Raw genomic sequence first — 21,102 nt, 5'->3', positions numbered from 1 at the left:
TTATTGTAATGGATAAGTGCTATGCGTGCAGCCTTAACAAGTCCGGGTACGGCAGTCAGGCAGCATGTGTTCCGGACAAAGGCGGAAGCGCATAGAGGTTTTCCTGAATATACCCGGAAAGGAGTGATAAAGTTATGGTACGCGGAAGGAGTTTTTAGACAGGCAGAATTGACCGTATGTCGGAAGGATTTTGGTTTTGCGGCACCTTTTTGGTAGCTTGTCGGTTGTAACAAAAGCGCCCTGGTCTGCCAAATGGATGGCAGGTGCAGAAGGCCGCACACCTTATTAAATCATTGCATGAAAACCACCGTTAACGTACTGCTGGCTGCTGCCCTGATCGGTTTTAGCGCTTGCTCAGAAGACAATAAAAAAGCTGAAACAGCTACAACCCAGCCAACTACCGCGCCAGCTAACACGAACGCTGCAACAGCTACTCCAGCGGGCACTGTTGCCTTGAATCCTGCGCATGGCCAGCCTGGTCACCGCTGCGACATCGAAGTGGGCGCTCCACTTGATTTGCCGGCACAGCCTAAATTGACTGCACCGCAGCCTGCATTCCAGCCGCAAGTGTCTGGTTCTGTTGCTGCCGGTACCAACCCGCCGCACGGTCAGCCAGGTCACGATTGCGCTATACCTGTAGGAGCACCGCTTCCAAAATAGAAATCGCAACAGTTGTATTGAAAAATAAGGGGCTTATTATGAACGCTATACCTATTGGCGTTTAAAAAATATGACCTGATTGTTTGACAAGCATACTTCTCTGCTTATATTTGCACTCCAATCAGGGTAACGTGGCCGAGTGGCTAGGCTCAGCTCTGCAAAAGCTGCTACAGCGGTTCGAATCCGCTCGTTACCTCTTCTTGATCGCCCGGTCGGTATACCTGACCGGGCGATTTTTTTTTGTCCTCTCCCTTCTTGAGGAAGTTTGCTTTTTTGCAAAGCGGCGGCTGAAGGTATAGCAGTGTTGTTTCATAGCTTCGCCTGTGCGGCGGGCACTGTTTGCCCTGGCCGGGCGGGCCTTACTTTTTTCCTTGATGAAAAAAGTAAGCAAAAAAATCAAGACGATTTTGAACTCGCTGACCGCTCAAACAAAAAATCTTCGTTTGCGCACATGGCGCTGTGGTTTGTTTCATTGTGAGCGTGCGAGTTAGTCTTGCTATACCTGCCAGTGTTACGTGACAGATGCTACAAGGCTTATACCTGTAATGTGGCAGTAGCAGAAGCTCCCCTCCTTGGATAAGGAGGGGTAGGGGTGGTTGGACCCGGTATAGTAAAATGCAAGCTACAGCGCTATACCTGCTGTGTGACAGAAACAGCAAGAGTCCCCTTCGAAGGGGGCAGGGGGATGACAATCGTTCCCAATTCCCCTTTTGGGTGTAGTGCTTTTCATTCTTCTTTTTTGTCATCCCGTAGGGATCTTGGTGAAGAGGGCCCCTATCCCCGCAACTAGCAGCGGCTTATCACCCATACAACCAAGTTTCTTAACAGAATGGCAGTGATCTTGGAACAAGTTTTTGTGGAATGAAACGATCCTACTCTCAAGAGGGGCAGGGGAATCATATTCATTCCCGAAGCACTCAACTAAGCTTTCCAACCTGTCTGAACGCTTTCCTGTACCTAAGTAGCTAATTCCGAATAGCTTCCTTTCAAGCGTACTAAATTTTCAAAAGCGGCTATATCCTTTGTCAACGTATAACGTATTGCAAGCAGGCAATTCTACTATTGCTGTATCTCTCAACACCTACAACATAGCTGACAGGCAAAACAAGCTGCTTACCCATTCCCATGAAGATTACAGACTTGCGCATCATGCGCGGACCAAATTTCTGGTCTGTTGAGCATCCCAAAATTATCGTACTCAAGCTAGACCTGGAAGAACTGGCTGATACCCTTACCCAAGAAGTGCCCGGCTTCGCTAACCGACTCAATCGACTGCTCCCCGAAATGTATGCCCACCGGGCTGCTGCGGGCGTGGAAGGCGGTTTCTTTAAATCGGTGGAGGAAGGCACTACCTTCGCTCACGTCGTGCAGCACATCGCGCTGGAGCTACAAACTCAGGCCGGTATGGAGAGCGGCTACGGGCGCTGTTACATGGCCCACGAGCAGGGTACGCATTTCGTTATTTTCTCATACCAGGAAGAGCGCGCCGGTGAGTACGCGGCCCATGCTGCCTTGCGCATTACGGAAGCGCTCATTAAAGGAGAGAAGTATAAACTTGACGAAGACATCGACAGGCTGCACCAGATCCGGGAAGACGAGTATTTCGGACCGAGCACTTACTCAATTGTATCAGAGGCGCAGAGCCGTGGCATACCTTATATCCGCCTCAACCGTCACTCGCTCATACAGCTGGGGTATGGCGTAAACCAGAAGCGCATACAGGCCACCATGACCTGCGGCACTGCCTGCTTTGCCGTGGAGATAGCCGGTGACAAGAACGCCACCAAAGAACTGCTCGAGGAAGCGGGTATACCTGTTCCCAATGGCACTACTGTGTATGATCAGGAGGAGCTGAAGCGAGCCGTTGACAGGCTGGGGTACCCACTGGTGCTTAAGCCGCTGGACGGCAACCATGGCAAAGGCGCTACCATCAACATCACGAACTGGAAAGACGCGGTCAAAGGATTGGCAGCCGCTCAGAAATACTCGGAGGCCGTGCTGGTAGAGCGCTACATTCAGGGTTTTGACTTCCGCCTGCTGGTCATAAACAAAAAGTTTGTGGCAGCCGCTAAGCGCACTCCGGCTATGATAACCGGTGACGGCGTCTCCACGATCAAGCAGCTGGTCGACCTGGAGAACAAAGACCCGCGTAGGGGAGTAGGGCACGAAAAGGCCCTGACCCGCATAAAAATTGATCAGCACACCAAAAATATTTTAAAGGCTAAAGACCTTACTACTCAGTCTGTTCTGCCCGAAGGGGAGGTGCTATACCTGAAAAGTACGGCGAACATAAGTACTGGAGGCACTGCAACTGACGTTACTGACTTAGTAGATCCTTACAACATCCTGATGGCCGAGCGAATTGCCGGTCTGGTGGGGCTGGATATCTGCGGCATCGACGTGATGACAACTGACATTGCTATCCCGCTTAACGAAGCAGGAGGTGCTGTACTGGAGGTAAATGCAGCCCCTGGTTTCAGGATGCACATTTCGCCAACGTACGGTTTGCCACGTAACGTGGCCGAGCCAGTGATCGATATGCTGTTTCCGCATGGCAAGCCCGCCCGCATCCCGATTGTGGCTGTGACGGGTACCAACGGCAAGACTACCACCACACGCCTGATTGCGCATATGGTCAAGAGCAAGGGTTATCAGGTTGGGTATACCACTACTGAGGGGATCTACATACAGGACAAGCTGCTCGAGAAGGGCGATACGACAGGGGCTTACAGTGCACAGTTTGTGCTCAAGGACCCGACCGTGAACTTTGCAGTGCTGGAATGCGCCCGGGGAGGCTTACTGCGCTCAGGTATGGGATTCGATCAGTGCGATATTGGCATTGTGACGAACGTAAGCTCCGACCACCTGGGCCTGCGTGACATCCATACGCTGGAGGACCTTGCGAAGGTGAAGTCGGTGATCCCGAAGAGCGTGAGCAAAGATGGTTACGCCATTCTGAACGCGGATGATGACCTGGTGTATGCGATGGCGGAGGAGCTGAAATGTAAGGTAGCTTTCTTTAGTATGGACGAGAGCAATCCGCGCATACTCAAGCACATTGCCAAAGGGGGACTGGCGGCGGTTTTTGAAAACGGGTATATCTCGATCTTCAAAAACAGCTACAAGATCCGGATAGATCGAGTGGCTGACGTGCCACTGACTTTTGGAGGAAAAGCGAAATTTAACATAGAGAACATACTGGCTGCTGCGTTGGCTGGCTATGTATCGCACTTTGACATAGAAGACATTAAGCGTGCCCTGCGCACCTTCATACCTTCACCGGACAAAACGCCGGGCCGCATGAACCTGTTCCAGTTCCCGAACTTCGAGGTGCTCGTGGACTACGCGCACAACGTGGGCGGTCTGAAAGCCATCGGCGGCTTTATGGAAGATCTGGACGTGACGCGCAAGGTTGGTGTCATCGCTGGCGTTGGCGACCGCAGGACAGAAGATTTCTACGAGATAGGGCGAGTGGCAGGCGAGATCTTTGACGAGATCATCATTCGCCTCGACACCGACCTGCGCGGGAAGACGCCTGAGGAGATCACTTTACCGATGATGCAAGGTATAGAAGACGTGGCGCCACATAAGCAAGTGAAGGTGATTCCGGAAGAGATGCGTGCCATCGCCTATGCGCTGGAAAATGCCGAGCCAGAGTCCTTTGTAGCGATTTTCACGGAAGACGTCCACGAATCGGTGAAAATGGTGGAGAGCTTTAAAGTAATACAGCACCGCAGCAGTATGCTGGTGGAGTAAAAATTTTCTTGTTGATTAAATTCTAACGCCTGCGTTAGAGAATTTCATGTGAACGATGGACTAAAACCCTTTCCTCAGGATAGGGTTTTTTTTATGGATTTACATGTTGATTGTTAAATTGTTGATGACTGAATTGTTAGATTCTTGATGCGATTGTGCAGACGGGTCGCGACCTGTCCGCACGGAGGCTGTACTTTGAAACGAATGACTTAGCCGTCATACGCGCTACATCACTTTCTGGAAATTCGCTGTATCAAGTCCTAGGTGATAGTTTTCATGCATGAAACAAACCTACTCCCAAAACGGCGACGTTGTTTACAAAAAAAGCCCCGGCCTAAGGGCAGGGGCTTTCAGACTTTAGGGTTTAAGTGTTATTTCAGCACAAAGTTAGTTGATCCGATCAGGAAGCCGTCAGCATACAGCTCAATGGTATGCTGGCCTTTCTTATACTCTGCGTTCTTGTTGTAAACAAAGCTCACCTGCTGCTGCGTGTTATCAAACACTATGTCGCGCTTAGCGGTGTAGTACATGTCCTCACCGTCAATCTCAAACGAGCCTGAACCAGTAGAAAGATTATACAGGGCGGCGCCATCCGGCTCGATCAGACGCATGTAAATCGTCTTTGGTTCACGTGGTGCTACATCGTTCTTGCCCAGGTTAAACGTCACGCGGATCTTCTCCACGTTTCTCATTCTGAATTCATTGTTCTTGTCATCCAGCTCTTTGCCGCGCTTATTTACCGCAAAAACATTCATGCGCTGTGCTTCGAGTCTCGAGGCCACTTTTACCTTCTCTACCAGCGTTTCGTTGGTGGTCTTCATGGTGGTGAGGCTATCGCTCAGTCGGTTCTGCGTGGTTTTCAGCGATGTATTTTCTGTGAAGAGCACTTCATTATCCTGCTTAAGCGTAGCGATTTCCTGGTCTTTCTGTTTCAGTTGCTGCTCAAAAGCCTGCGCACGGTCGCGGAAGCGGCGCTGGTCAGCCAGGCTGTAGCTGCTCTTGCGGAAACCTCGCAGCTCATTCAGGTCGGAAGAAATAGACGCGATCTGTGCCTCCAGCGAATCGTTCTCGAGACCCATCGCCTGCAGTTCCTGGCTCTGGCGCTCAAAATCAGCCTTCAGGGCTTCGTAAACTTTTATCTGGTTCTCCAGTTCTTTATCTTTCACACGGATCACCTCGGCCTGCTCCTCGTTTTTCTCTTTTTTCTGATAATTCATGTAAAGCAGGATGCCGTTAATGCTGATCAGGATGACAAGGAGGCCACTAATCAGGAGTTTGCGGTTGCTTCTTTTTTCAGAAGGGTTCATGGGCTGATGTTCTTTTTGGGTGTCTTTTTTTTCCAGCGTACTCATATTTTAAGCTTTTGCTGCCTGGAATGGTGCGTATGCAAGTTTCAAATTTAAGACTTTTGAGCTATTATCATACAAGATGAAACAAGAATTTAATGCCGACTACTGGCAAAACCGCTACCAACTGGGCCAGACGGGTTGGGATGTTGGGGCTATAACGCCGCCACTCCGCGAATATTTCAATCAGATGCCTAACACAGGGCAACGCATACTGGTTCCGGGATGCGGCAACGCATACGAAGCGGAATATTTGTTCCGTAAAGGTTTTATACATACCTGTATAGTTGATGTTGCCGAGGCGCCACTACAGCACTTCTCCGAACGGGTGCCGGACTTCCCCAAGGATCAATTGCTGCTTCAGGACTTCTTTGAGCTCGGGGGCAAATATGATCTGATCGTAGAGCAAACCTTTTTCTGCGCCATCGACCCAAAGCTACGTACCGACTATGCCCGCCAATGCGCTAATTTACTTGTGCCTGGCGGGAAACTGGTCGGCCTCCTTTTCGACACTACCTTCGAGCACTCTGGTCCACCCTTCGGCGGCAGTCGCGAAGAGTACCGAACATACTTTGAGCCATATTTCGAGTTTCTCCACTTCGAAACAGCCTACAACTCCATTCCGCCAAGGCAGGGGAGGGAACTGTTTATTGAGTTGAGGAGGTTGGGAGTTTGAGAGTTAGAAGGGGATTTGTTTGATTTCGTTGGGACAGGTCGTGACCTGTCCGAATCGTGCACAGGTATAATTTGTCTGAATCTTTATATAGGGCCCCTACCCCAAGGATTTACAGGATTAATGGATTTTCAGGATTGATCTAGTAGAACAATTGATTTCGTAATGTTCAGGATTAATTTAACGTACAATCAACAGAGAGAATCCTGTGAATCCTTAAATGCTGTAAATCCTGATTCAGATAAACACCAACTCACTCAATCACTAATTCGCTCACTCACTCATTTCCTAATTCCCCTGCATCTGACTAAATTTGCAGACCGAAAGGTATAAACCAAGCAATTGACTATGTTCGAAATACCGAAATTAAAGCATACAGACTCTGGCAACTTCTTTTTGATGGCTGGCCCATGCGCTATTGAAGGCGAGGAAATGGCCCTGCAGATAGCCGAGCGACTTGTTACCATTACCGACAAGCTGGAGATTCCCTTGATCTTCAAAGGCTCTTACCGCAAAGCCAACCGATCCCGCCTGGACTCATTTACAGGTATAGGCGACGAGAAGGCGCTGCGCATCCTGCAGAAGGTAAGCCAGACTTTTGATATACCAACCGTAACGGATATTCACGAGAGCAATGAGGCGGCTATGGCTGCTGAGTATGTGGATGTGCTCCAGATTCCTGCTTTCCTGTGCCGTCAGACCGACCTGCTCGTGGCAGCCGCTAAAACAGGCAAGGTAGTAAACATCAAAAAAGGACAGTTTTTGTCAGGCGAGGCCATGCGCTTTGCAGTGGATAAGGTACGCGAGTCCGGTAACGACAAAGTGATCCTAACCGACCGCGGCAACAGCTTTGGCTACTCAGATATGGTGGTGGACTTCCGCAACCTGCCTGAAATGCAGACGAACGGTGTACCAGTGGTGATGGACGTGACGCACTCGCTGCAGCAGCCGAACCAAAGCTCCGGTGTGACGGGTGGCAAACCAGCCCTGATCGAGACGATTGCCAAAGCAGCTATTGCGGTGGGAGCCGATGGCCTGTTCATCGAAACGCACCCGCAGCCATCGATAGCGAAATCGGACGGAGCCAACATGCTGCCACTTGACCAGCTCGAAGGCTTGCTCCAGAAATTAGTGCGTATTCGCCAGGCTATTCGCTAAGCAGCCTTTTAACGTATCAAAGGAGAGCATTGACCGTGGTTGATGCTCTCCTTATTTCTTTCAGATTATACCTATGACCGTACCTGCCCATACCCCCGAGTGGGAAGTTTATTTCTGCGACATCAACGACCGCCCTGCCTGTGTGAGCGTCGATCTGGCTTTTGAAAACCTGGCTCCTATACCTGAACAGCACCGCGCTTTTGAACTTGTCGTGGCGCTGCAGCAGCCCGATGCCGATGGTTTTCCGGCTGACGAAGCTGAGTGGGAGCAGCTCGAGGCGATAGAGGAAGCACTGGTGGAGGCGTTTCAGAACTCCCTGCAAGCAGCCTTTGTAGGCAAACTGCTGCACGACGGCAAACGCAGCTTTTACTTCTACAGCGGACAGGAAGCATTGCCGGAGGTAATTGCTACCAACGTCATGCAGCAGTTTCCGAATTATACCTTTGCAGCGAATAACCTACTTGATAGCGACTGGGGCCTATACCTGGACTTCCTGTTTCCGGAGCCTGCTGATATGCAAAGCATCCGAAACAGCCGTATTCTGCGCATGATGGAAGAGCAGGGAGACGAGCATCATATTCCCCGTTCTGTATCACACTTCGTTAGTTTCGCGACTGAGGAAGACCGCACCGCCTTCAAAAGTGAATCAGAGGGAGCCGGCTATACCTTGGTGCAGGAGGGGGAGAACCAAAACGAGTCAGATGTCCCTTTTAGCATCATCATTGCGAAAGTGCAGGGTGTTACCGAGGAGGAGATCCATACCACTACCTTAGGACTGTGGCAGTTAGCTGAGGCGTTTAACGGGGTGTATGGCGGTTGGCAGGCGCAGGTGGTGAAAGAAAACGCTTAATACAGCAGCGTAAAATGCTCTTTCGGTTGGGATTTGCGGAAGAACACCAAACCAATATAAAACAGGTCAACCGTTTGGCATACCTGTGGGTGTAGCTTGATCGCCTGCCAGGCCCGCTTCATTTCCGCCGACCAATACAAGTCATCCACTACGAACACGCTGTGTTCATGCTGCTTGCTGAGGCAGGCTTCGAAATAACGCATGGTAGGCTCGTAGCGATGGTTTCCGTCGAAGAACGCAAAGTCCAACTGCTCTACTTTCTGCAATTGCTGTGGCAGTGTATCATCTAAATTTCCGATGACCTGCTGCACGTGCCGTAGTCCCAGCTTCTCAAAGTTCATTCTCGCTTCTGAAGCGATAGACGGACATCCTTCGAAGGTATAAAGCTTGGCCTGTTTATGTCCCATGGCCAGGTATGAGGTAGTGATGCCCAGGGAGGTGCCTAGGTCAAAGATGGTCTTAGGTTGGAAATGTGCTACCAACCGGAAAAGCAGTTGGGCATATTTGGCTGGTTTGGCTGAGGTACGGGCAATGTAGCTGATTTTGCGGTCTTTCTTCAGTCCGGCCTTGGGCCCCGCTCCAAAATCGGTGACAGGTATAGTCCGATCCTCAACTAGCAGCGAAGCACGCAAATCTTCAATCAGCGGATAGGCATAGTAGTCCCCATCGTGCAGGATCACATGGTGGTACAGATCAAATACGAAAGGGGAGTGGACTCCGTGCAGCTTAAAAGCCCTGAGGCGGTAAAGCAGGTAATTAGCCGCAAGGTGGAAGGGGAGCAAAACTTAATTGTTAAATTGTTGATGGTTAAATTGTTGTTTCACAATGTGAGCAATCTTTCAGTGATTACCACAGATTGTTAGAAACTACAAATTTAAAGGTATAAGCGAATTAACAATGAAACAATTATTTCAGGTATAGATAAGTCACTAAGTATGCTGGTATTGCTGAATCAACAATTAAATAGGTATAGCGAAATCAACAATTTAGCAAATCAAAAATCAATTCAACTTATAAGGCACAATGAGTGAAAACTCAGGTATAGTTACATGGAATTGCTTGCCGTCGACCATGCGCTCCATCAGGTAAGTACCGCGCATTTTGCCCATACCTGTCTTCAGGTTGCAGCCTGACACGTACTCATGCGACTCGCCGGGCTCCAGTACAGGTTGCTGTCCTACTACACCTTCGCCTTCCACTTCACGCATGGTGCCAGTGGCGTCGTGTATGTACCAGTGGCGGCGTAAAAGCTTGACTGTGAACTCACTGTTATTTTCTATACTGATCTTGTAAGCAAATACGAAGTGCTGCTGTACCGGACTGGAGTAATCGGGCAGGTAGTTGGTCGTAACCGTTACTTTTACTCCTTCTGTAGTTTTTGTATCCATGTTACAGAGTTTTTTGTATAATTAGAATCTGTTTCAGGTATAGCCTTCCGGGCTCCTGATACCTGTTACCAAGCAAACCCGATACCCCTACTGACTCTCATGAACGTAAAGATAGAAGAAAGCTGGCAAAATATCTTGCAAGAAGAATTTGAAAAACCCTATTTCAAAGACCTCGTGTCTTTTGTTAAAGACGAGTACACCTCTCAAAAAGTTTACCCGCCCGGTAACCAGATTTTCAATGCTTTCGAGCGATGTCCCTTCGATCAGGTAAAAGTAGTTATTTTAGGGCAGGACCCCTATCATGGTCCTAATCAGGCGAATGGATTGGCTTTTTCGGTGAAAGATGGTATTCGTATCCCGCCTTCGCTCGTCAACATCTTCAAAGAAATCAGAAGCGACCTCGGCAAGGACCTGCCAGCTACCGGTAATTTGGAGCGTTGGGCCGAGCAGGGCGTTTTATTACTAAACGCCACCCTCACAGTGCGTGCCGGCGATGCGGGATCTCACCAGAAAAAAGGCTGGGAAGAGTTCACTGATGCCGTCGTACGCAAAGTAAATAATCTGAAAGAAGGGGTGGTGTTTATGCTCTGGGGGGCCTATGCCCAGAAAAAGGGAGCTTTCATTGATGAACGCAAACACCTGGTACTCAAAGCAGCCCATCCGTCACCTTTCGCCGCTGACCGCGGTTTCTTCGGTACCCGCCACTTCAGCAAAGCCAACGAGTACCTGAAGCAACAGGGCAAAGAGCCGATTGATTGGTAGTTGTCTTTAATTCCCGGTGCGCTTCATTAAGACATCCAACCACACGTTGTCATCTCGACGATAGGAGAGATCTGGATGGACTCTAACGCTCATACACCAGATTTCTCCCTAGGGTCGAAATGCCATTAAAGTATAAATAAAATAGGGGCCTAAAGCCCCTATTTACTTGATCACGAACGTGTACGTCCTATATCTTCGAACTGCTGCATGAATGTTATTGCTTCCAATTCGTCGTTGTGAATTGTGCCGGATCAAACCAGCTCGGGTCTATTTTTTCAGGAAAGGAAATATTAAAATATTCTTCACGCAGAAACAGCTGGCCATTGTTTTTAAAGACGATCTCCGTCGCGACCATATTTCCCTCGATCTCCTGGTAGTTGTTCATCTCCACATCGCGTGCTACGCCTTTGCTGTTTGTTAATACGCGCACTACATACAGGTTCTCCTTGTCTACCCAAAACTGATTGCGGCTCTGGTTATTCGGATCAGAGGTGCCTACCACATAGGCAGAACGGCCCTGCCAGTCGGCTTCTGTAACCTGACTTAGATCGAAGTTCAGCTCCTGTGCCTTACTGCTAGTGGTGGCAGGATCGTAGAAGTAGACATCAAAGCTCAGCAGCACGAGCGGGTGTATGGAGTACTGCTTACTCACCATCTGTCCTTCTTTAAAGGTATAAACAGTGTCTTGGTTATAGACCACGCCGTTGCCAGTCTCAAAGCCATCGAAGCGGATGTGCAGATTTGCCGGATAACTGTAGATTTCCTGCCAGATTTCCTCACGGCTCACTTGGTCATCTTTGTAGAAAATGGCCCGCTGGTCGAAGGCAAAGTTCGGGTACCATTTGTTTTCCCAGTGGCGGTACATGGCTTCAATCACTTGCTGACCGGTTTGGGGCTTACTGGCGGTGATGTTCATCTTTTGAGTACAGGCTAGAGTGAGGAAGGGGAGGAGTAGGTAAAGGATGCGGGGGAGTTGGTTTTTTTTCACGGTTTTATTTATAGTTAGGTTATTAGGGATTCACTCTTTCAGGCGGTTCGCAGGATTTTCTCCATTTTTTTACCTTTCGCCAGTTCGTCTACCAGCTTGTCTAAATACCGCACTTGTCTGGTAACAGGATTTTCAATTTCTTCGATGCGATAGCCGCAAATGGTGCCTGTTATAAGCTGCGCATTCGGGTTTAAGTTAACGCGATTGAAAAATATTTCAAAGCTTACTTTCTCGTCAATAAGTTCTTGCAGTTCCTGGTCGCCAAAACCCGTTAGCCAGGTTATCACTTGATGCAGTTCCTCTTTCGTTCTGCCCTTCTTCTCTACTTTTGTGATGTAATGGGGATATACCGATGCAAATGTCAATTTTGCCATGCGCTCATCGTGCTCTGGTGTAGGCTTCATATCTCGTATTCTGATCGCTTGTTGTATATGTAGTCTCTGGTTTTTTATGCTGCTTGTTTTCTGCAGGTTATCAGCCAGAATTTCTGTGAAGGCTTGTTTTCCGTATACTTTGCGGGTTCTTCTACCTCCGTGGCCTCAAACAATCCAAATGGACCAAACTCCTGCTCTACTGAAGTCTGATCATAATAGAAAAGGTTGACACCATGCTTGGTTTCAAACCTGTCCCTACTCAATTTCTTGCCTTCCCCGTAAGTAGGGGTATTTTTGGATATAGCTACAAAAACCATATAGCCGTTTGGACTGAGCTGGCTATAACAATCACGGATCAGCTTCTCCCTTTCTTTTGCATCCAGCAGATGGATTAAAGCATAGCAGAAGATACCATCATAGAACTTCTGGTCGAACGGCATATCGCTGACAGAGCCGTGGTATACCTGCATGCTTTCTCCAAAATGGCTTTTGGCTATACCTATAGCAGTTTCTGATATTTCGATACCGGTTACGTTTAAACCATGGTCAATAAAAAGCTTCGCATTTCTACCATAGCCGAATCCTGGAATTAAGATGTCTTTTAAGCCGTGTTTCTGAAACAGTGCCAGGGTTGAAACAGCAGAATCAGCAGGCTCAAATCCCCACATAGTCTGTTTGTCCCGAAAACTCGATTCCCAGAATTCTGTCATATTAGTAGAGTAAATGGATATGCAGATGTTTAGTTATGGTTGTTGTAACGGACTTGGCCATAAGGCGGCGTAGCTGGCTTATGGGTGTGGTGTGCGCCCAGTATGGGCACCTGATACTAAAGGTATCATATTATTCCAGAGGGTGCAAGTCCCTTACAGGCGAGTTGGTGAAGCCTGTTAGCAAGCCGCAAGCTGGCTGGCCGTGAGGCGGCAGTGAAGAAAGCGGGACTGCAAAATCCGGTACTGACGGACAGAAACTGCATAAGAGGCAGGAAGTCGTGGGTAAACAAGCACCTCTTTGCAACGCCCCTGACCAACAAACGACTTTGTGTAGATGCAGCAGGAATCGGAGGAAGGAAGGTGCTCTTACCTGGGGAGGTCTCCCGGTGTCGTGAACATAGGGAGAAGTCAGCAGCGGTCGTAGTAGGTAGCGGCAACGAGCCGGGAAGAACCCGGAGGCCTCACAGGCTACTCAAGGACCAAACGTTAAGTTTTCCCAAATTCGGCAGGGAGGCTTTAGCCAGCCCTGCCTTAAGCGGGAGAAGAGATTATAAGTACTGTAGTACAAGCAGAGATGATAGAGAAGATACTCCACCGGGGCAACATGCTTAAAGCATACACACACGTTGTGGCCAACAAAGGTTCGGCGGGCGTGGACGGTATGCCCGTGGAGCAGCTGGCTGCGCACCTGAAACAAAACAGGGACGCCATCGCCACTGATATTTGCAACGGCAGGTACCTGCCTTCTCCTATCCTAGGAGTGGAAATACCCAAGGGCAACGGTAAGATTCGCCTGCTGGGCGTTCCCACCGTCACCGACCGGGTACTGCAACAAGCCGTGAATCAGGTGCTCACTCCGCTCTTTGAACTGGAGTTCAAAGAGCGCAGCTACGGCTTCCGCCCTAACCGCAGCGCCCACCAGGCCCTGCAGCAGGCGCACGGCTACATCCACGAAGGCTATCAGCACATCGTGGACATCGACCTTGCCAACTTCTTTGACGAGGTGGACCACTGCCTCTTGCTGCAACTGCTCTACCGGAAGGTAAAGTGCCCGCTGACCCTGCGCCTGATCCGCAAGTGGCTCCGGGCTCCCATTCTTATCAAAGGGAGACTGGTCAAGCGCCGGAAGGGCGTGCCGCAGGGAAGCCCGCTCTCGCCACTGCTCTCCAACATCACGCTCCACGAGCTGGACAAGGAGCTGGAGCGGCAACAGCTGCGCTACGTGCGCTATGCCGATGACTTCAGCGTCTACACCGAAAGTGAAGACACTGCCCGAAAGGTAGGCAACGCCGTGTTCCTGTTCCTGCGGGACAGGCTCAGGCTGCCTATCAACATGGAGAAGTCGGGTATCCGCAGGCCTGTGGATTTCCAAATGCTGGGCCACGGCTTTGTGCCCACCTACAGGAAAGGCGACAAGGGCCGCTACCAGCTGGTGGTGGCAAAGAAAGGGTGGGACAGGCTCAAGCAGAAGCTGAAGGCCATCACCCGCAAAACCACGCCTTGCTCTTTTGAGGAGCGTATCCGGGAACTGAAGGAGGCCCAAAGAGGCTGGGTCCACTACTTCCGCATGGCCAGTATCCAGGGCAAGCTCAAAGAAGTGGACAGCTGGATACGAAATCGGCTCCGGCACTGCATCTGGCACGACTGGAAAAAGCCCGAACGGAAAAGGAAGAACCTAATTCGGCTGGGTGTCCCGAAGGGTCAGGCTTATGCCTGGAGCAGAACCAGGAAAGGAGGCTGGGCGGTGGCTCAAAGCCCGATGCTGATCACAACGGTAACGGTGAAAAGGCTGGCTAAGAGAGGGTATGAATCATTGCTTGACTACTACAGGAAAGTAGCTCCACAACTTAACGAACCGCTGTATGCGAGACCCGCTTGTACAGTGGTGTGAGAGGCGCACCCCGTCAATTAATACTGGCGGGGCCGTCTACTCGATTAGGGAGCGTTTTGTTTTAGTTGTATCCTATCCAAGCTGCATATCCAATGAAAGTCACAACAGATGCTAGCATATAAATTATAGCTATTAAATAGAGACTATTTTTCTGTGTTTCCTTTAGAGAATTTAATCTGCTATAAATTTCATCGTATCCTGTTACCTTAAAATATCTGAGATAAAATAAAACAGCAAAAACTAGAATAGTCCCAACAATAATGTAGTATCGGTTTTCATAAAGTTGATTCTTAGCGAAAATCTGGCTGTTTTCCTGAATTATAAATAGTATCAAAGTTAAGTTACAGAGAACTATAAGAGTTAATAAGATTAAACCACTGATTCTATAATCATTTGGTTCTCTTCTCTTGTAAAAATTACAACAAGCAAGATAAAGAGTATCTAAAAATATCATTCTAGTTTATAATTTAATCGAAATACACCCTAACTACCTGCTATAAGGAGTACCTACTCCTACTAGCTGCACTATGTGTAGAGCTAGTCAGGCCTGAATGCAGAAGCTCCTTTATCACTATATCAAATATACAATATTTGCGTCCTCTCACTATACCCTAAAACAAAAAAACGCCAGCTCTGAGAAGAGCTGGCGGTTTCATTATTATAACTCTCTATACCTTACTCGATCGTCTTAAACAATCGGCTCCATCTGATTTTATTGAGGAAGCTGCCATATGGGTCGGTGGACATCCAGATCATCACAGCCTTGCCCACAATGTGGTCAGCGGGTACAAAGCCCCAGTAGCGGGAGTCGAGGGAGTTGTGGCGGTTATCGCCCATCATGAAGTAGTAATCCTGCTTGAAGGTATAGCTTGTGGCTTCAGCACCGTCCAAGTATAGCTTGCCGTCACGTACCTCAGCGTTTTCGTTACGCTCATAACCCAGAATCACCTTTTCATAAAAAGGAAGCGTTTCAGGTGTAATAGCTACGGTTACGCCTTCTTTCGGGATGTATAGCGGACCGAAGTTGTCTTTGTTCCATTCGTATTTGCTCGGCACATGCGGGAATACCTCTGCATCGCCTTTACCTGCTTCGTCCATCAGGAGCGTTGCTTCTTTGATGAAATCAAGCTGAGCAAGAGCTTTGGCTTTCTCAGGAGAGGTATCTACGATGTAGCCACCCTGCCACTGGATCACATCGGTAATGTCACGCTCCAGAAAGAACTTCTCTGCCAGGCGCTGCTCTGTAGAAAGGAAGTACTTATACTGCATTTTGTCCGGGTTCTCTGCCATCTGTCCGTTGATGTATACCTGCATGTCGCGGATCTCGATGGAGTCGCCGGCTATACCGATGCAACGCTTGATGTAATTGGTGCGCAGGTCAGCCGGGTGATGCTCTTCCGGAGGATAGTTGAATACCACTACGTCGTTTCGCTGTACCTCAGAAAAGCCTGGCAAGCGGTATGACTTCAACTGAATCGCATCGGAGTAGGAGGGGATGTTCGTTCCCCAAATGGTCTGGTGCGTCAGTGGCACCTGCAGTGGGGTGATCGGGGTGCGCGGACCGTAGTGCAGTTTGCTCACGAACAGGAAGTCTCCTACCAGCAGCGACTTCTCCATGGATGGTGTCGGGATGGTATAAGCCTCAAAAGTAGCCCAGCGGATTAAACTGGCCGCGATAACAGCAAATAAAATGGCATCGCCCCACTCACGCGCAAAGCTCTTTTTCTTTTTAGGCGCCTTGTTAGCGGGCTTCTTCTCCCAAAACTTAACTTTCATCTATAAAGCGTTTTGTTTCTACAGGTTGAGCATGTCCTTCATGCCGTACACACCCTGGCGGTCTTTGAGCCACTCGGCTGCCATCAAGGCGCCTTCGGCAAATCCGGCACGGCTATGGGCAATGTGGCCCAGTTCTATTTTGTCTACTTCCGATTCGTAGGTCACGATGTGGGTACCTACCACATCCGGCTCACGCTCCGAAATAATATTCAGCTTCGACTTATCCGAATCATCGTCAGCGGCCCAGCCTTGCAGGTCAGGGAAGCTGGACAGTATACCTTCGGCTGTGGTTATACCGGTGCCACTTGGCTTGTCGACCTTCTGGAGGTGGTGAATCTCGCGGATAGAGACGCTGTACTCCTTATAAACCTGCATTTTACTGGCAATATATTCGTTAAAATGGAAAAACAAATTAACGCCCACGCTATAATTCGAAGCATAGAAGAAAGCGCCTTTGTTTTCGTTGCACAGCTGCACGGCTTCGCTATACCTGTCCAGCCAGCCTGTAGAGCCTGAAACCACCGGTATACCTTGAGTGAGGCAGTAAGAAATATTGCCAAAGGCTGCTTCCGGATGGGTAAATTCAATGGCTACATCCGTGTTCTCAGCGGTATAGCTGCTTAGTGTTTCGGCGTTGGTATGGTCAATGGTGCCAGCTATCTGGTAACCTTTGGCAAGGGCCATCTGCTCAATGGTTTTCCCCATCTTGCCATAGCCTATCAATAGGATTCTCATTTAGTTCGGGTATATAAAGTAAGGGTAAGACCGGGCGTAACGCCGTTGGTGGCAGGTGTGCGGAAAACATCGGGCTGCACACGCAGGCTCAGGTTATCGCTCACGTCAAATTCGCGCAGGTGGCCATGCACGTAGGCTTCTGCTATTTGCATGCCATAGGCCAGCACCGATATGATGATGGTCAGGTCACGGTTGCGGCGGTAAAAATCGCGGCTCACACGCAGGTTTTGAGTCCCGTTTCGCACATCAGCACCATATATAGGGTCATCGTAGTAGGAGTCGTATACCTGAATAAATTGGTTACTACGCCCTGTGCGTATATTCAGTGCCGTCCGGAAGTCCTGGTACTTGTTGTTGTTGTCGATAATAAAGTAGCCCAGCACACCGCCAGTGGCATAAATGATGGGCACCTTCCACCAGGCACCGTTGTATACCTGACCTGCCCCGGGTATGACAGCCGAGAAAAGGGCGGCACGGCCAGGACGGCCCAGGTTTTTGAAGCCGCTCAGAAAAAACTGCTTTTGCTGCGTGGTGTCAGCTTCGGAAGTTAGCACCAAAACCGAGTCCGGTCCGGATGTGACAACTTGCGCCCTGGCCTGCGACGGCAGCAGCTGCGAAAAGAGTAATGCCACAAATAATGCTATACCAGGCGCTAACCTCATGCTGTTCTCTTAGTAGTTCAGAATCTCCAATATACGGTTCAGCTCGTCCACCGATACAAACGGGATCTTAATCTCACCTTTGCCATCGTTGTTGGCTTTCACCAGAATCTTGGTGCCAAATTGCGAAGAAAGCTTTTTCTCTACTCCCTTCAACTCTTCATCATACCTGTTGAAGACCAGTTTTTGTTGCGGATCAGGCTTTTTACTGGCATTCTGCACATTGCGTACCAATTCTTCCACCTTGCGCACCGACAGTTCCTCCGCCACTACCTTACGGAAAATCTCCAACTGCTTGTCGATCGTGTCGATGTTGATCAGCGCTCTGGCATGGCCCATGCTGATCACGTTGTCGCGGAGTGCGATCTGGATATCGGGTGGCAATTTAAGCAGGCGCAGGTAATTGGTCACGGTCGTGCGCTTCTTGCCCACGCGGTCGCCCAGTTCTTCCTGCTTCAGGCTGCACTCGGTAAGCAGGCGCTGGTAGGAGAGGGCAATCTCGATGGCGTTCAGGTTTTCGCGCTGAATGTTCTCGATCAGGGCCATCTCCAGCATCTGCTGGTCATCGGCTTTGCGGATGTAAGCCGGAATTTCGGTCAAGCCAGCCATTTTGGCGGCCTGGTAGCGGCGCTCACCCGATATCAGCTGGAAGCTGTTCTGGTCAAGCTGACGAACGGTGATAGGCTGAATAATGCCCTGTATCCGGATAGACTCAGCCAGTTCTTCCAGCGCCGTCTGGTCAAAATGCGTACGGGGCTGGTAAGGATTCGTCTGAATTTGATCAATAGCTATATCTGCGATGGTATTGACTTCGTTAACGGTGGTAGATTCGGCTGTTTTGCCAGTGTATTTGTTACCCTCCAGGAGAGAGCCAAGGCCTCTGCCAAGGCCTCCCTTGCGTGTTGGTACTGGTTTCTTGTTATCGGACATGTAATCGTAAGGTTATTTCGCCAGCGCAACGCTGTTCTTCTCTGCTATCTCACGGGCGAGGTTCAGGTAGCTCATGGCACCCTTGCTTTCTGCATCGTACAGAATGGCAGGTATACCATAACCCGGAGACTCGCTCAACTTCACATTTCTCGGGATGATCGTATCAAACACCATTTGCTGGAAGTGCGTTTTCACCTCTTCCACCACCTGGTTGCTCAGGCGCAGACGCACATCATACATCGTCAGCAGGATGCCCTCAATGGCCAGCTCCGTATTCAGGCGCGTCGTGATGATTTTGATCGTGTTGAGCAGTTTGCCCAAACCTTCCAGCGCAAAATACTCACACTGAACGGGTATCACCACCGAGTCGGCTGCCGTAAGCGAGTTTACCGTGATCAGGCCCAGTGAAGGCGAACAGTCGATAATGATGAAGTCGTACACCTCCTTGAGCGGAGCCAGTGCTTCGCGCATTCTCTCCTCCCTGTTCGGAATGTTGATCATCTCCACCTCAGCGCCCACCAGGTCGATGTGCGAAGGGATCAGATCCAGGGTCTCCAGGTTAGGCGATTTCAGGATGATGTCTTCTATATTCGCTTCCCCTACCATGCACTCGTAGATATTACTGCTGATGCTGGCCGGGTCGAAGCCGAGGCCCGATGTGGCGTTAGCCTGCGGGTCTGCGTCGACGAGTAATGTCTTAAATTCGAGGGCTGCCAGGCTCGCAGCCAGATTTATGGCTGTGGTGGTCTTGCCTACGCCACCTTTTTGGTTTGCAACCGCTATTATTTTTCCCATCTAAAAATTATAGGTTTATAGTCTGACCTATCTCCATCAATATTAGTTCCTTGCCGGCCATCTGCGCCACTTCCTTCACTTCCTCATGGTCTATTTTGATATAAGGGAAAGTGTCGTAATGCATGCCAATCACCTTGTCTACCTGCACAAAGTCAGCTGCTACCAGGGCATCGTGGATGTCCATAGTGAAGTTATCACCAATCGGTAACAGGGCGAAGTCTACATCATACTGCTCAGGTATGAGCTTCATGTCGTAGGTGAGGGCCGTATCGCCGGCAAAATAAAATGTCTGATTCTCTGTTTCCACCACAAATCCGGCTGCTACTCCCGCATAAGTGCCATCTGGCAGGGAGCTGGAATGCACGGCGTTCACCATTTTCACGGTGCCAAACGGCAGGGTCACCTTGCCGCCGGTGTTCATCGGGTGGGTCTTCTCTATACCTTTCTCCTCATACCAGCTCGCGATCTCAAAATTGGCTACAATGGTGGCACCGTTATTTTTTGCGATGCGCTCCGCGTCATGCACGTGGTCCTGATGACCGTGCGAGAGCAGTATGTAATCAGCTTTGATGCTGTCCACGTCAATGTCTTTGGCCAGTTCGTTTGGCGAGATGAACGGGTCGAGTAGAATGCGGTGCTCACCGATTTTGAAAAGAAAGCAGGACTGTCCGTAATACGTTATTTCCATAGTTTGCATTTTTTAATCTGTTAGCCCGAATTGGGTATAGAACTTTTACAAAGATACAGTTTTTTGCGCAGAACGTATGATGTTCCACGCTCGGCGGCGTATATTTTTATCCACGATTTTGGGGGTTATCCACATTCCGGAACAAGGTCCCTGCGAAGTGGCTATCCATAGGATATGTGCATTTTAGGGCTGTAAAAGCAAGCGGGTCCGGCAGCTTCATCAGCTGCCGGACCCGCTTGCTTCGGTGGTTCGTTTATATTACAACGCTCCGTGGAACTATTTATTTTGAACAGCCCCTGTTTTATACCTCATACCCGGGCAGGGTTCAGCCTTGCGGTTCGTTCGGATTGTTTCTTTTCCGCTCGACCCTGATCTCTTCCCGGCGCAGCTCCACGTGCTGTTTATCGTGCTCTTCGGTGCGCCGCTTGGTAACGTGTATCTCCTCTACCACCAGCAGGCGCTTCTCCACAACCAGCACTTCCTTCAGCACAGGTATGATCATCTTATCGCCCTCGTAGCGTACCGGCGGTGGGGGTGTGTCGACATACTGGTTTATTTCGACGCGTTCTATTTCCGCTTCCTCATGTATGATGGGCAGGTCCAGGTCCACATCCTCGCGGTGGACTTCCTTGGCAATGTGCACGTTGCCTGTCTCTCTGACTTCAGTGTCTACCCGCACCTGCTCTTCAATCACAGGTATCGTCTTGCTGTACTCAATGTCTACATCCAGGTTCTCCCGCTCGTCACGGCCATATTCGTCCTGAATGTCCCGCTCTTCCAGCGGGGTGGTGCGACTTTCGCGTAGCTTCTCGTCAAATTCTGATTTAAGTTTGTCTGATTTCTTGCTCATAGTTATGGGCTATTTGTGGTGAAGGGGATACGCTTCTATCGGTTCTAATGTCTCAGATTGTACGGGCAGGGCAGGGGATAGTTCATTGCTTTGCGGAGGTTGTTTAGCTCTGT

20 protein-coding genes and 1 tRNA gene are annotated in these 21,102 nt (G+C 49.7%); 8 read left to right on the top strand and 13 right to left on the bottom strand.

Going from position 1 to position 21,102, the window contains the following annotated elements:
* Positions 1 to 297: 297 nt before the first annotated feature.
* The 3 genes from Q1A54_RS09055 (at position 298) to cphA (ending at position 4,416) form a co-directional block, all read left to right on the top strand.
* Positions 298 to 660, top strand: coding sequence for a hypothetical protein (locus tag Q1A54_RS09055; protein WP_196119517.1), 363 nt, complete (start codon positions 298 to 300; stop codon positions 658 to 660).
* A gap of 125 nt (positions 661 to 785) precedes the next feature.
* A tRNA-Cys gene (locus Q1A54_RS09050) sits at positions 786 to 856 on the top strand.
* A 929-nt stretch (positions 857 to 1,785) separates the two neighbouring features.
* A complete protein-coding gene (gene cphA, locus Q1A54_RS09045) occupies positions 1,786 to 4,416 on the top strand; it encodes a cyanophycin synthetase (protein WP_299986891.1) in 2,631 nt (876 codons plus the stop codon).
* 371 nt (positions 4,417 to 4,787) lie between these two features.
* Here cphA and Q1A54_RS09040 read toward each other — a convergent pair whose 3' ends face one another.
* Positions 4,788 to 5,768: a hypothetical protein gene (locus Q1A54_RS09040; RefSeq protein ID WP_196119513.1), complete on the bottom strand. Its 981-nt coding sequence runs from the start codon at positions 5,766 to 5,768 to the stop codon at positions 4,788 to 4,790.
* Positions 5,769 to 5,844: 76 nt separating this feature from the next.
* Between Q1A54_RS09040 and Q1A54_RS09035 the strand changes: the two genes are divergently transcribed.
* From Q1A54_RS09035 to Q1A54_RS09025, 3 genes are all read left to right on the top strand, one after another.
* Positions 5,845 to 6,438 (top strand): methyltransferase domain-containing protein, encoded by a 594-nt coding sequence (locus tag Q1A54_RS09035; RefSeq protein WP_299986888.1) that lies wholly within the window; start codon positions 5,845 to 5,847, stop codon positions 6,436 to 6,438.
* A 345-nt stretch (positions 6,439 to 6,783) separates the two neighbouring features.
* Positions 6,784 to 7,593 (top strand): 3-deoxy-8-phosphooctulonate synthase, encoded by an 810-nt coding sequence (gene kdsA / locus Q1A54_RS09030; RefSeq protein WP_299986886.1) that lies wholly within the window; start codon positions 6,784 to 6,786, stop codon positions 7,591 to 7,593.
* A 73-nt stretch (positions 7,594 to 7,666) separates the two neighbouring features.
* On the top strand, positions 7,667 to 8,443 hold the full coding sequence (locus tag Q1A54_RS09025) for a DUF695 domain-containing protein (RefSeq protein ID WP_299986884.1): 777 nt from the start codon (positions 7,667 to 7,669) through the stop codon (positions 8,441 to 8,443).
* Here the strand turns inward: Q1A54_RS09025 and Q1A54_RS09020 are convergent.
* Positions 8,440 to 9,225, bottom strand: coding sequence for a class I SAM-dependent methyltransferase (locus Q1A54_RS09020; RefSeq protein ID WP_299986882.1), 786 nt, complete (start codon positions 9,223 to 9,225; stop codon positions 8,440 to 8,442). The two genes, Q1A54_RS09025 and Q1A54_RS09020, sit on opposite strands and share 4 nt — an antisense overlap.
* A 219-nt stretch (positions 9,226 to 9,444) precedes the next feature.
* Complete coding sequence (gene apaG / locus Q1A54_RS09015; RefSeq protein WP_007654728.1) at positions 9,445 to 9,831, bottom strand: Co2+/Mg2+ efflux protein ApaG; 387 nt, start codon at positions 9,829 to 9,831, stop codon at positions 9,445 to 9,447.
* 99 nt (positions 9,832 to 9,930) lie between these two features.
* Between apaG and ung the strand changes: the two genes are divergently transcribed.
* Complete coding sequence (gene ung, locus Q1A54_RS09010) at positions 9,931 to 10,593, top strand: uracil-DNA glycosylase (RefSeq protein ID WP_299986879.1); 663 nt, start codon at positions 9,931 to 9,933, stop codon at positions 10,591 to 10,593.
* 214 nt (positions 10,594 to 10,807) lie between these two features.
* Here the strand turns inward: ung and Q1A54_RS09005 are convergent, their stop codons facing one another.
* The 3 genes from Q1A54_RS09005 to Q1A54_RS08995 are packed head-to-tail and all read right to left on the bottom strand — an operon-like array spanning position 10,808 to position 12,665.
* The gene (locus tag Q1A54_RS09005; protein ID WP_299986877.1) at positions 10,808 to 11,581 is read right to left on the bottom strand and encodes an outer membrane lipoprotein-sorting protein; all 774 of its coding nucleotides are present in this window, start codon (positions 11,579 to 11,581) and stop codon (positions 10,808 to 10,810) included.
* A 38-nt stretch (positions 11,582 to 11,619) separates the two neighbouring features.
* Positions 11,620 to 11,985, bottom strand: a complete 366-nt coding sequence (locus Q1A54_RS09000) for a DUF2200 domain-containing protein (protein WP_299986875.1) — start codon at positions 11,983 to 11,985, stop codon at positions 11,620 to 11,622.
* A gap of 44 nt (positions 11,986 to 12,029) precedes the next feature.
* Positions 12,030 to 12,665 (bottom strand): class I SAM-dependent methyltransferase, encoded by a 636-nt coding sequence (locus tag Q1A54_RS08995; RefSeq protein WP_299986873.1) that lies wholly within the window; start codon positions 12,663 to 12,665, stop codon positions 12,030 to 12,032.
* A 604-nt stretch (positions 12,666 to 13,269) separates the two neighbouring features.
* Between Q1A54_RS08995 and ltrA the strand changes: the two genes are divergently transcribed.
* Positions 13,270 to 14,556 (top strand): group II intron reverse transcriptase/maturase, encoded by a 1,287-nt coding sequence (gene ltrA, locus Q1A54_RS08990; protein ID WP_007656026.1) that lies wholly within the window; start codon positions 13,270 to 13,272, stop codon positions 14,554 to 14,556.
* A 675-nt stretch (positions 14,557 to 15,231) separates the two neighbouring features.
* Here ltrA and lepB read toward each other — a convergent pair.
* The 7 genes from lepB to Q1A54_RS08955 all read right to left on the bottom strand — a co-directional run bounded on the left by lepB (position 15,232) and on the right by Q1A54_RS08955 (position 20,989).
* Positions 15,232 to 16,332, bottom strand: coding sequence for a signal peptidase I (lepB, locus tag Q1A54_RS08985; protein ID WP_299986871.1), 1,101 nt, complete (start codon positions 16,330 to 16,332; stop codon positions 15,232 to 15,234).
* 18 nt (positions 16,333 to 16,350) lie between these two features.
* Positions 16,351 to 17,067 (bottom strand): 4-hydroxy-tetrahydrodipicolinate reductase, encoded by a 717-nt coding sequence (gene dapB / locus Q1A54_RS08980; protein ID WP_299986869.1) that lies wholly within the window; start codon positions 17,065 to 17,067, stop codon positions 16,351 to 16,353.
* Positions 17,064 to 17,729 carry a DUF5683 domain-containing protein gene (locus Q1A54_RS08975; RefSeq protein WP_299986867.1) on the bottom strand — a complete coding sequence of 222 codons (666 nt, stop codon included), beginning with the start codon at positions 17,727 to 17,729 and terminating at the stop codon, positions 17,064 to 17,066. The genes dapB and Q1A54_RS08975 overlap by 4 nt, the downstream gene beginning before the upstream one ends.
* Before the next feature lie 9 nt (positions 17,730 to 17,738).
* Entirely contained in the window at positions 17,739 to 18,656 is a 918-nt protein-coding gene (locus Q1A54_RS08970) for a ParB/RepB/Spo0J family partition protein (RefSeq protein WP_196119490.1), read from the bottom strand.
* 12 nt (positions 18,657 to 18,668) lie between these two features.
* A complete protein-coding gene (locus Q1A54_RS08965; RefSeq protein WP_007654714.1) occupies positions 18,669 to 19,451 on the bottom strand; it encodes an AAA family ATPase in 783 nt (260 codons plus the stop codon).
* 7 nt (positions 19,452 to 19,458) lie between these two features.
* Complete coding sequence (locus Q1A54_RS08960; protein ID WP_299986865.1) at positions 19,459 to 20,139, bottom strand: metal-dependent hydrolase; 681 nt, start codon at positions 20,137 to 20,139, stop codon at positions 19,459 to 19,461.
* Positions 20,140 to 20,464: 325 nt separating this feature from the next.
* Entirely contained in the window at positions 20,465 to 20,989 is a 525-nt protein-coding gene (locus Q1A54_RS08955; RefSeq protein ID WP_196119486.1) for a YsnF/AvaK domain-containing protein, read from the bottom strand.
* Positions 20,990 to 21,102: the final 113 nt, after the last annotated feature.

Source organism: uncultured Pontibacter sp. (genome assembly GCF_947502515.1).
Classification (GTDB): domain Bacteria; phylum Bacteroidota; class Bacteroidia; order Cytophagales; family Hymenobacteraceae; genus Pontibacter.
The sequence above is the reverse complement of the archived record's forward strand: the minus strand, read 5'-3'. Positions and strand labels throughout refer to the sequence as shown.

What these genes read in the sequence shown, in the direction of transcription:
- dapB (WP_299986869.1), bottom strand. Translation starts at nt 17,067, where the DNA reads ATGAGAATCCTATTGATAGGCTATGGCAAGATGGGGAAAACCATTGAG.
- cphA (WP_299986891.1), top strand. Translation starts at nt 1,786, where the DNA reads ATGAAGATTACAGACTTGCGCATCATGCGCGGACCAAATTTCTGGTCT.
- Q1A54_RS08995 (WP_299986873.1), bottom strand. Translation starts at nt 12,665, where the DNA reads ATGACAGAATTCTGGGAATCGAGTTTTCGGGACAAACAGACTATGTGG.
- Q1A54_RS08955 (WP_196119486.1), bottom strand. Translation starts at nt 20,989, where the DNA reads ATGAGCAAGAAATCAGACAAACTTAAATCAGAATTTGACGAGAAGCTA.
- Q1A54_RS08975 (WP_299986867.1), bottom strand. Translation starts at nt 17,729, where the DNA reads ATGAGGTTAGCGCCTGGTATAGCATTATTTGTGGCATTACTCTTTTCG.
- Q1A54_RS08965 (WP_007654714.1), bottom strand. Translation starts at nt 19,451, where the DNA reads ATGGGAAAAATAATAGCGGTTGCAAACCAAAAAGGTGGCGTAGGCAAG.
- Q1A54_RS08960 (WP_299986865.1), bottom strand. Translation starts at nt 20,139, where the DNA reads ATGGAAATAACGTATTACGGACAGTCCTGCTTTCTTTTCAAAATCGGT.
- Q1A54_RS09055 (WP_196119517.1), top strand. Translation starts at nt 298, where the DNA reads ATGAAAACCACCGTTAACGTACTGCTGGCTGCTGCCCTGATCGGTTTT.
- Q1A54_RS09040 (WP_196119513.1), bottom strand. Translation starts at nt 5,768, where the DNA reads ATGAGTACGCTGGAAAAAAAAGACACCCAAAAAGAACATCAGCCCATG.
- Q1A54_RS09000 (WP_299986875.1), bottom strand. Translation starts at nt 11,985, where the DNA reads ATGAAGCCTACACCAGAGCACGATGAGCGCATGGCAAAATTGACATTT.
- apaG (WP_007654728.1), bottom strand. Translation starts at nt 9,831, where the DNA reads ATGGATACAAAAACTACAGAAGGAGTAAAAGTAACGGTTACGACCAAC.
- Q1A54_RS09025 (WP_299986884.1), top strand. Translation starts at nt 7,667, where the DNA reads ATGACCGTACCTGCCCATACCCCCGAGTGGGAAGTTTATTTCTGCGAC.
- ltrA (WP_007656026.1), top strand. Translation starts at nt 13,270, where the DNA reads ATGCTTAAAGCATACACACACGTTGTGGCCAACAAAGGTTCGGCGGGC.
- lepB (WP_299986871.1), bottom strand. Translation starts at nt 16,332, where the DNA reads ATGAAAGTTAAGTTTTGGGAGAAGAAGCCCGCTAACAAGGCGCCTAAA.
- ung (WP_299986879.1), top strand. Translation starts at nt 9,931, where the DNA reads ATGAACGTAAAGATAGAAGAAAGCTGGCAAAATATCTTGCAAGAAGAA.
- kdsA (WP_299986886.1), top strand. Translation starts at nt 6,784, where the DNA reads ATGTTCGAAATACCGAAATTAAAGCATACAGACTCTGGCAACTTCTTT.
- Q1A54_RS08970 (WP_196119490.1), bottom strand. Translation starts at nt 18,656, where the DNA reads ATGTCCGATAACAAGAAACCAGTACCAACACGCAAGGGAGGCCTTGGC.
- Q1A54_RS09035 (WP_299986888.1), top strand. Translation starts at nt 5,845, where the DNA reads ATGAAACAAGAATTTAATGCCGACTACTGGCAAAACCGCTACCAACTG.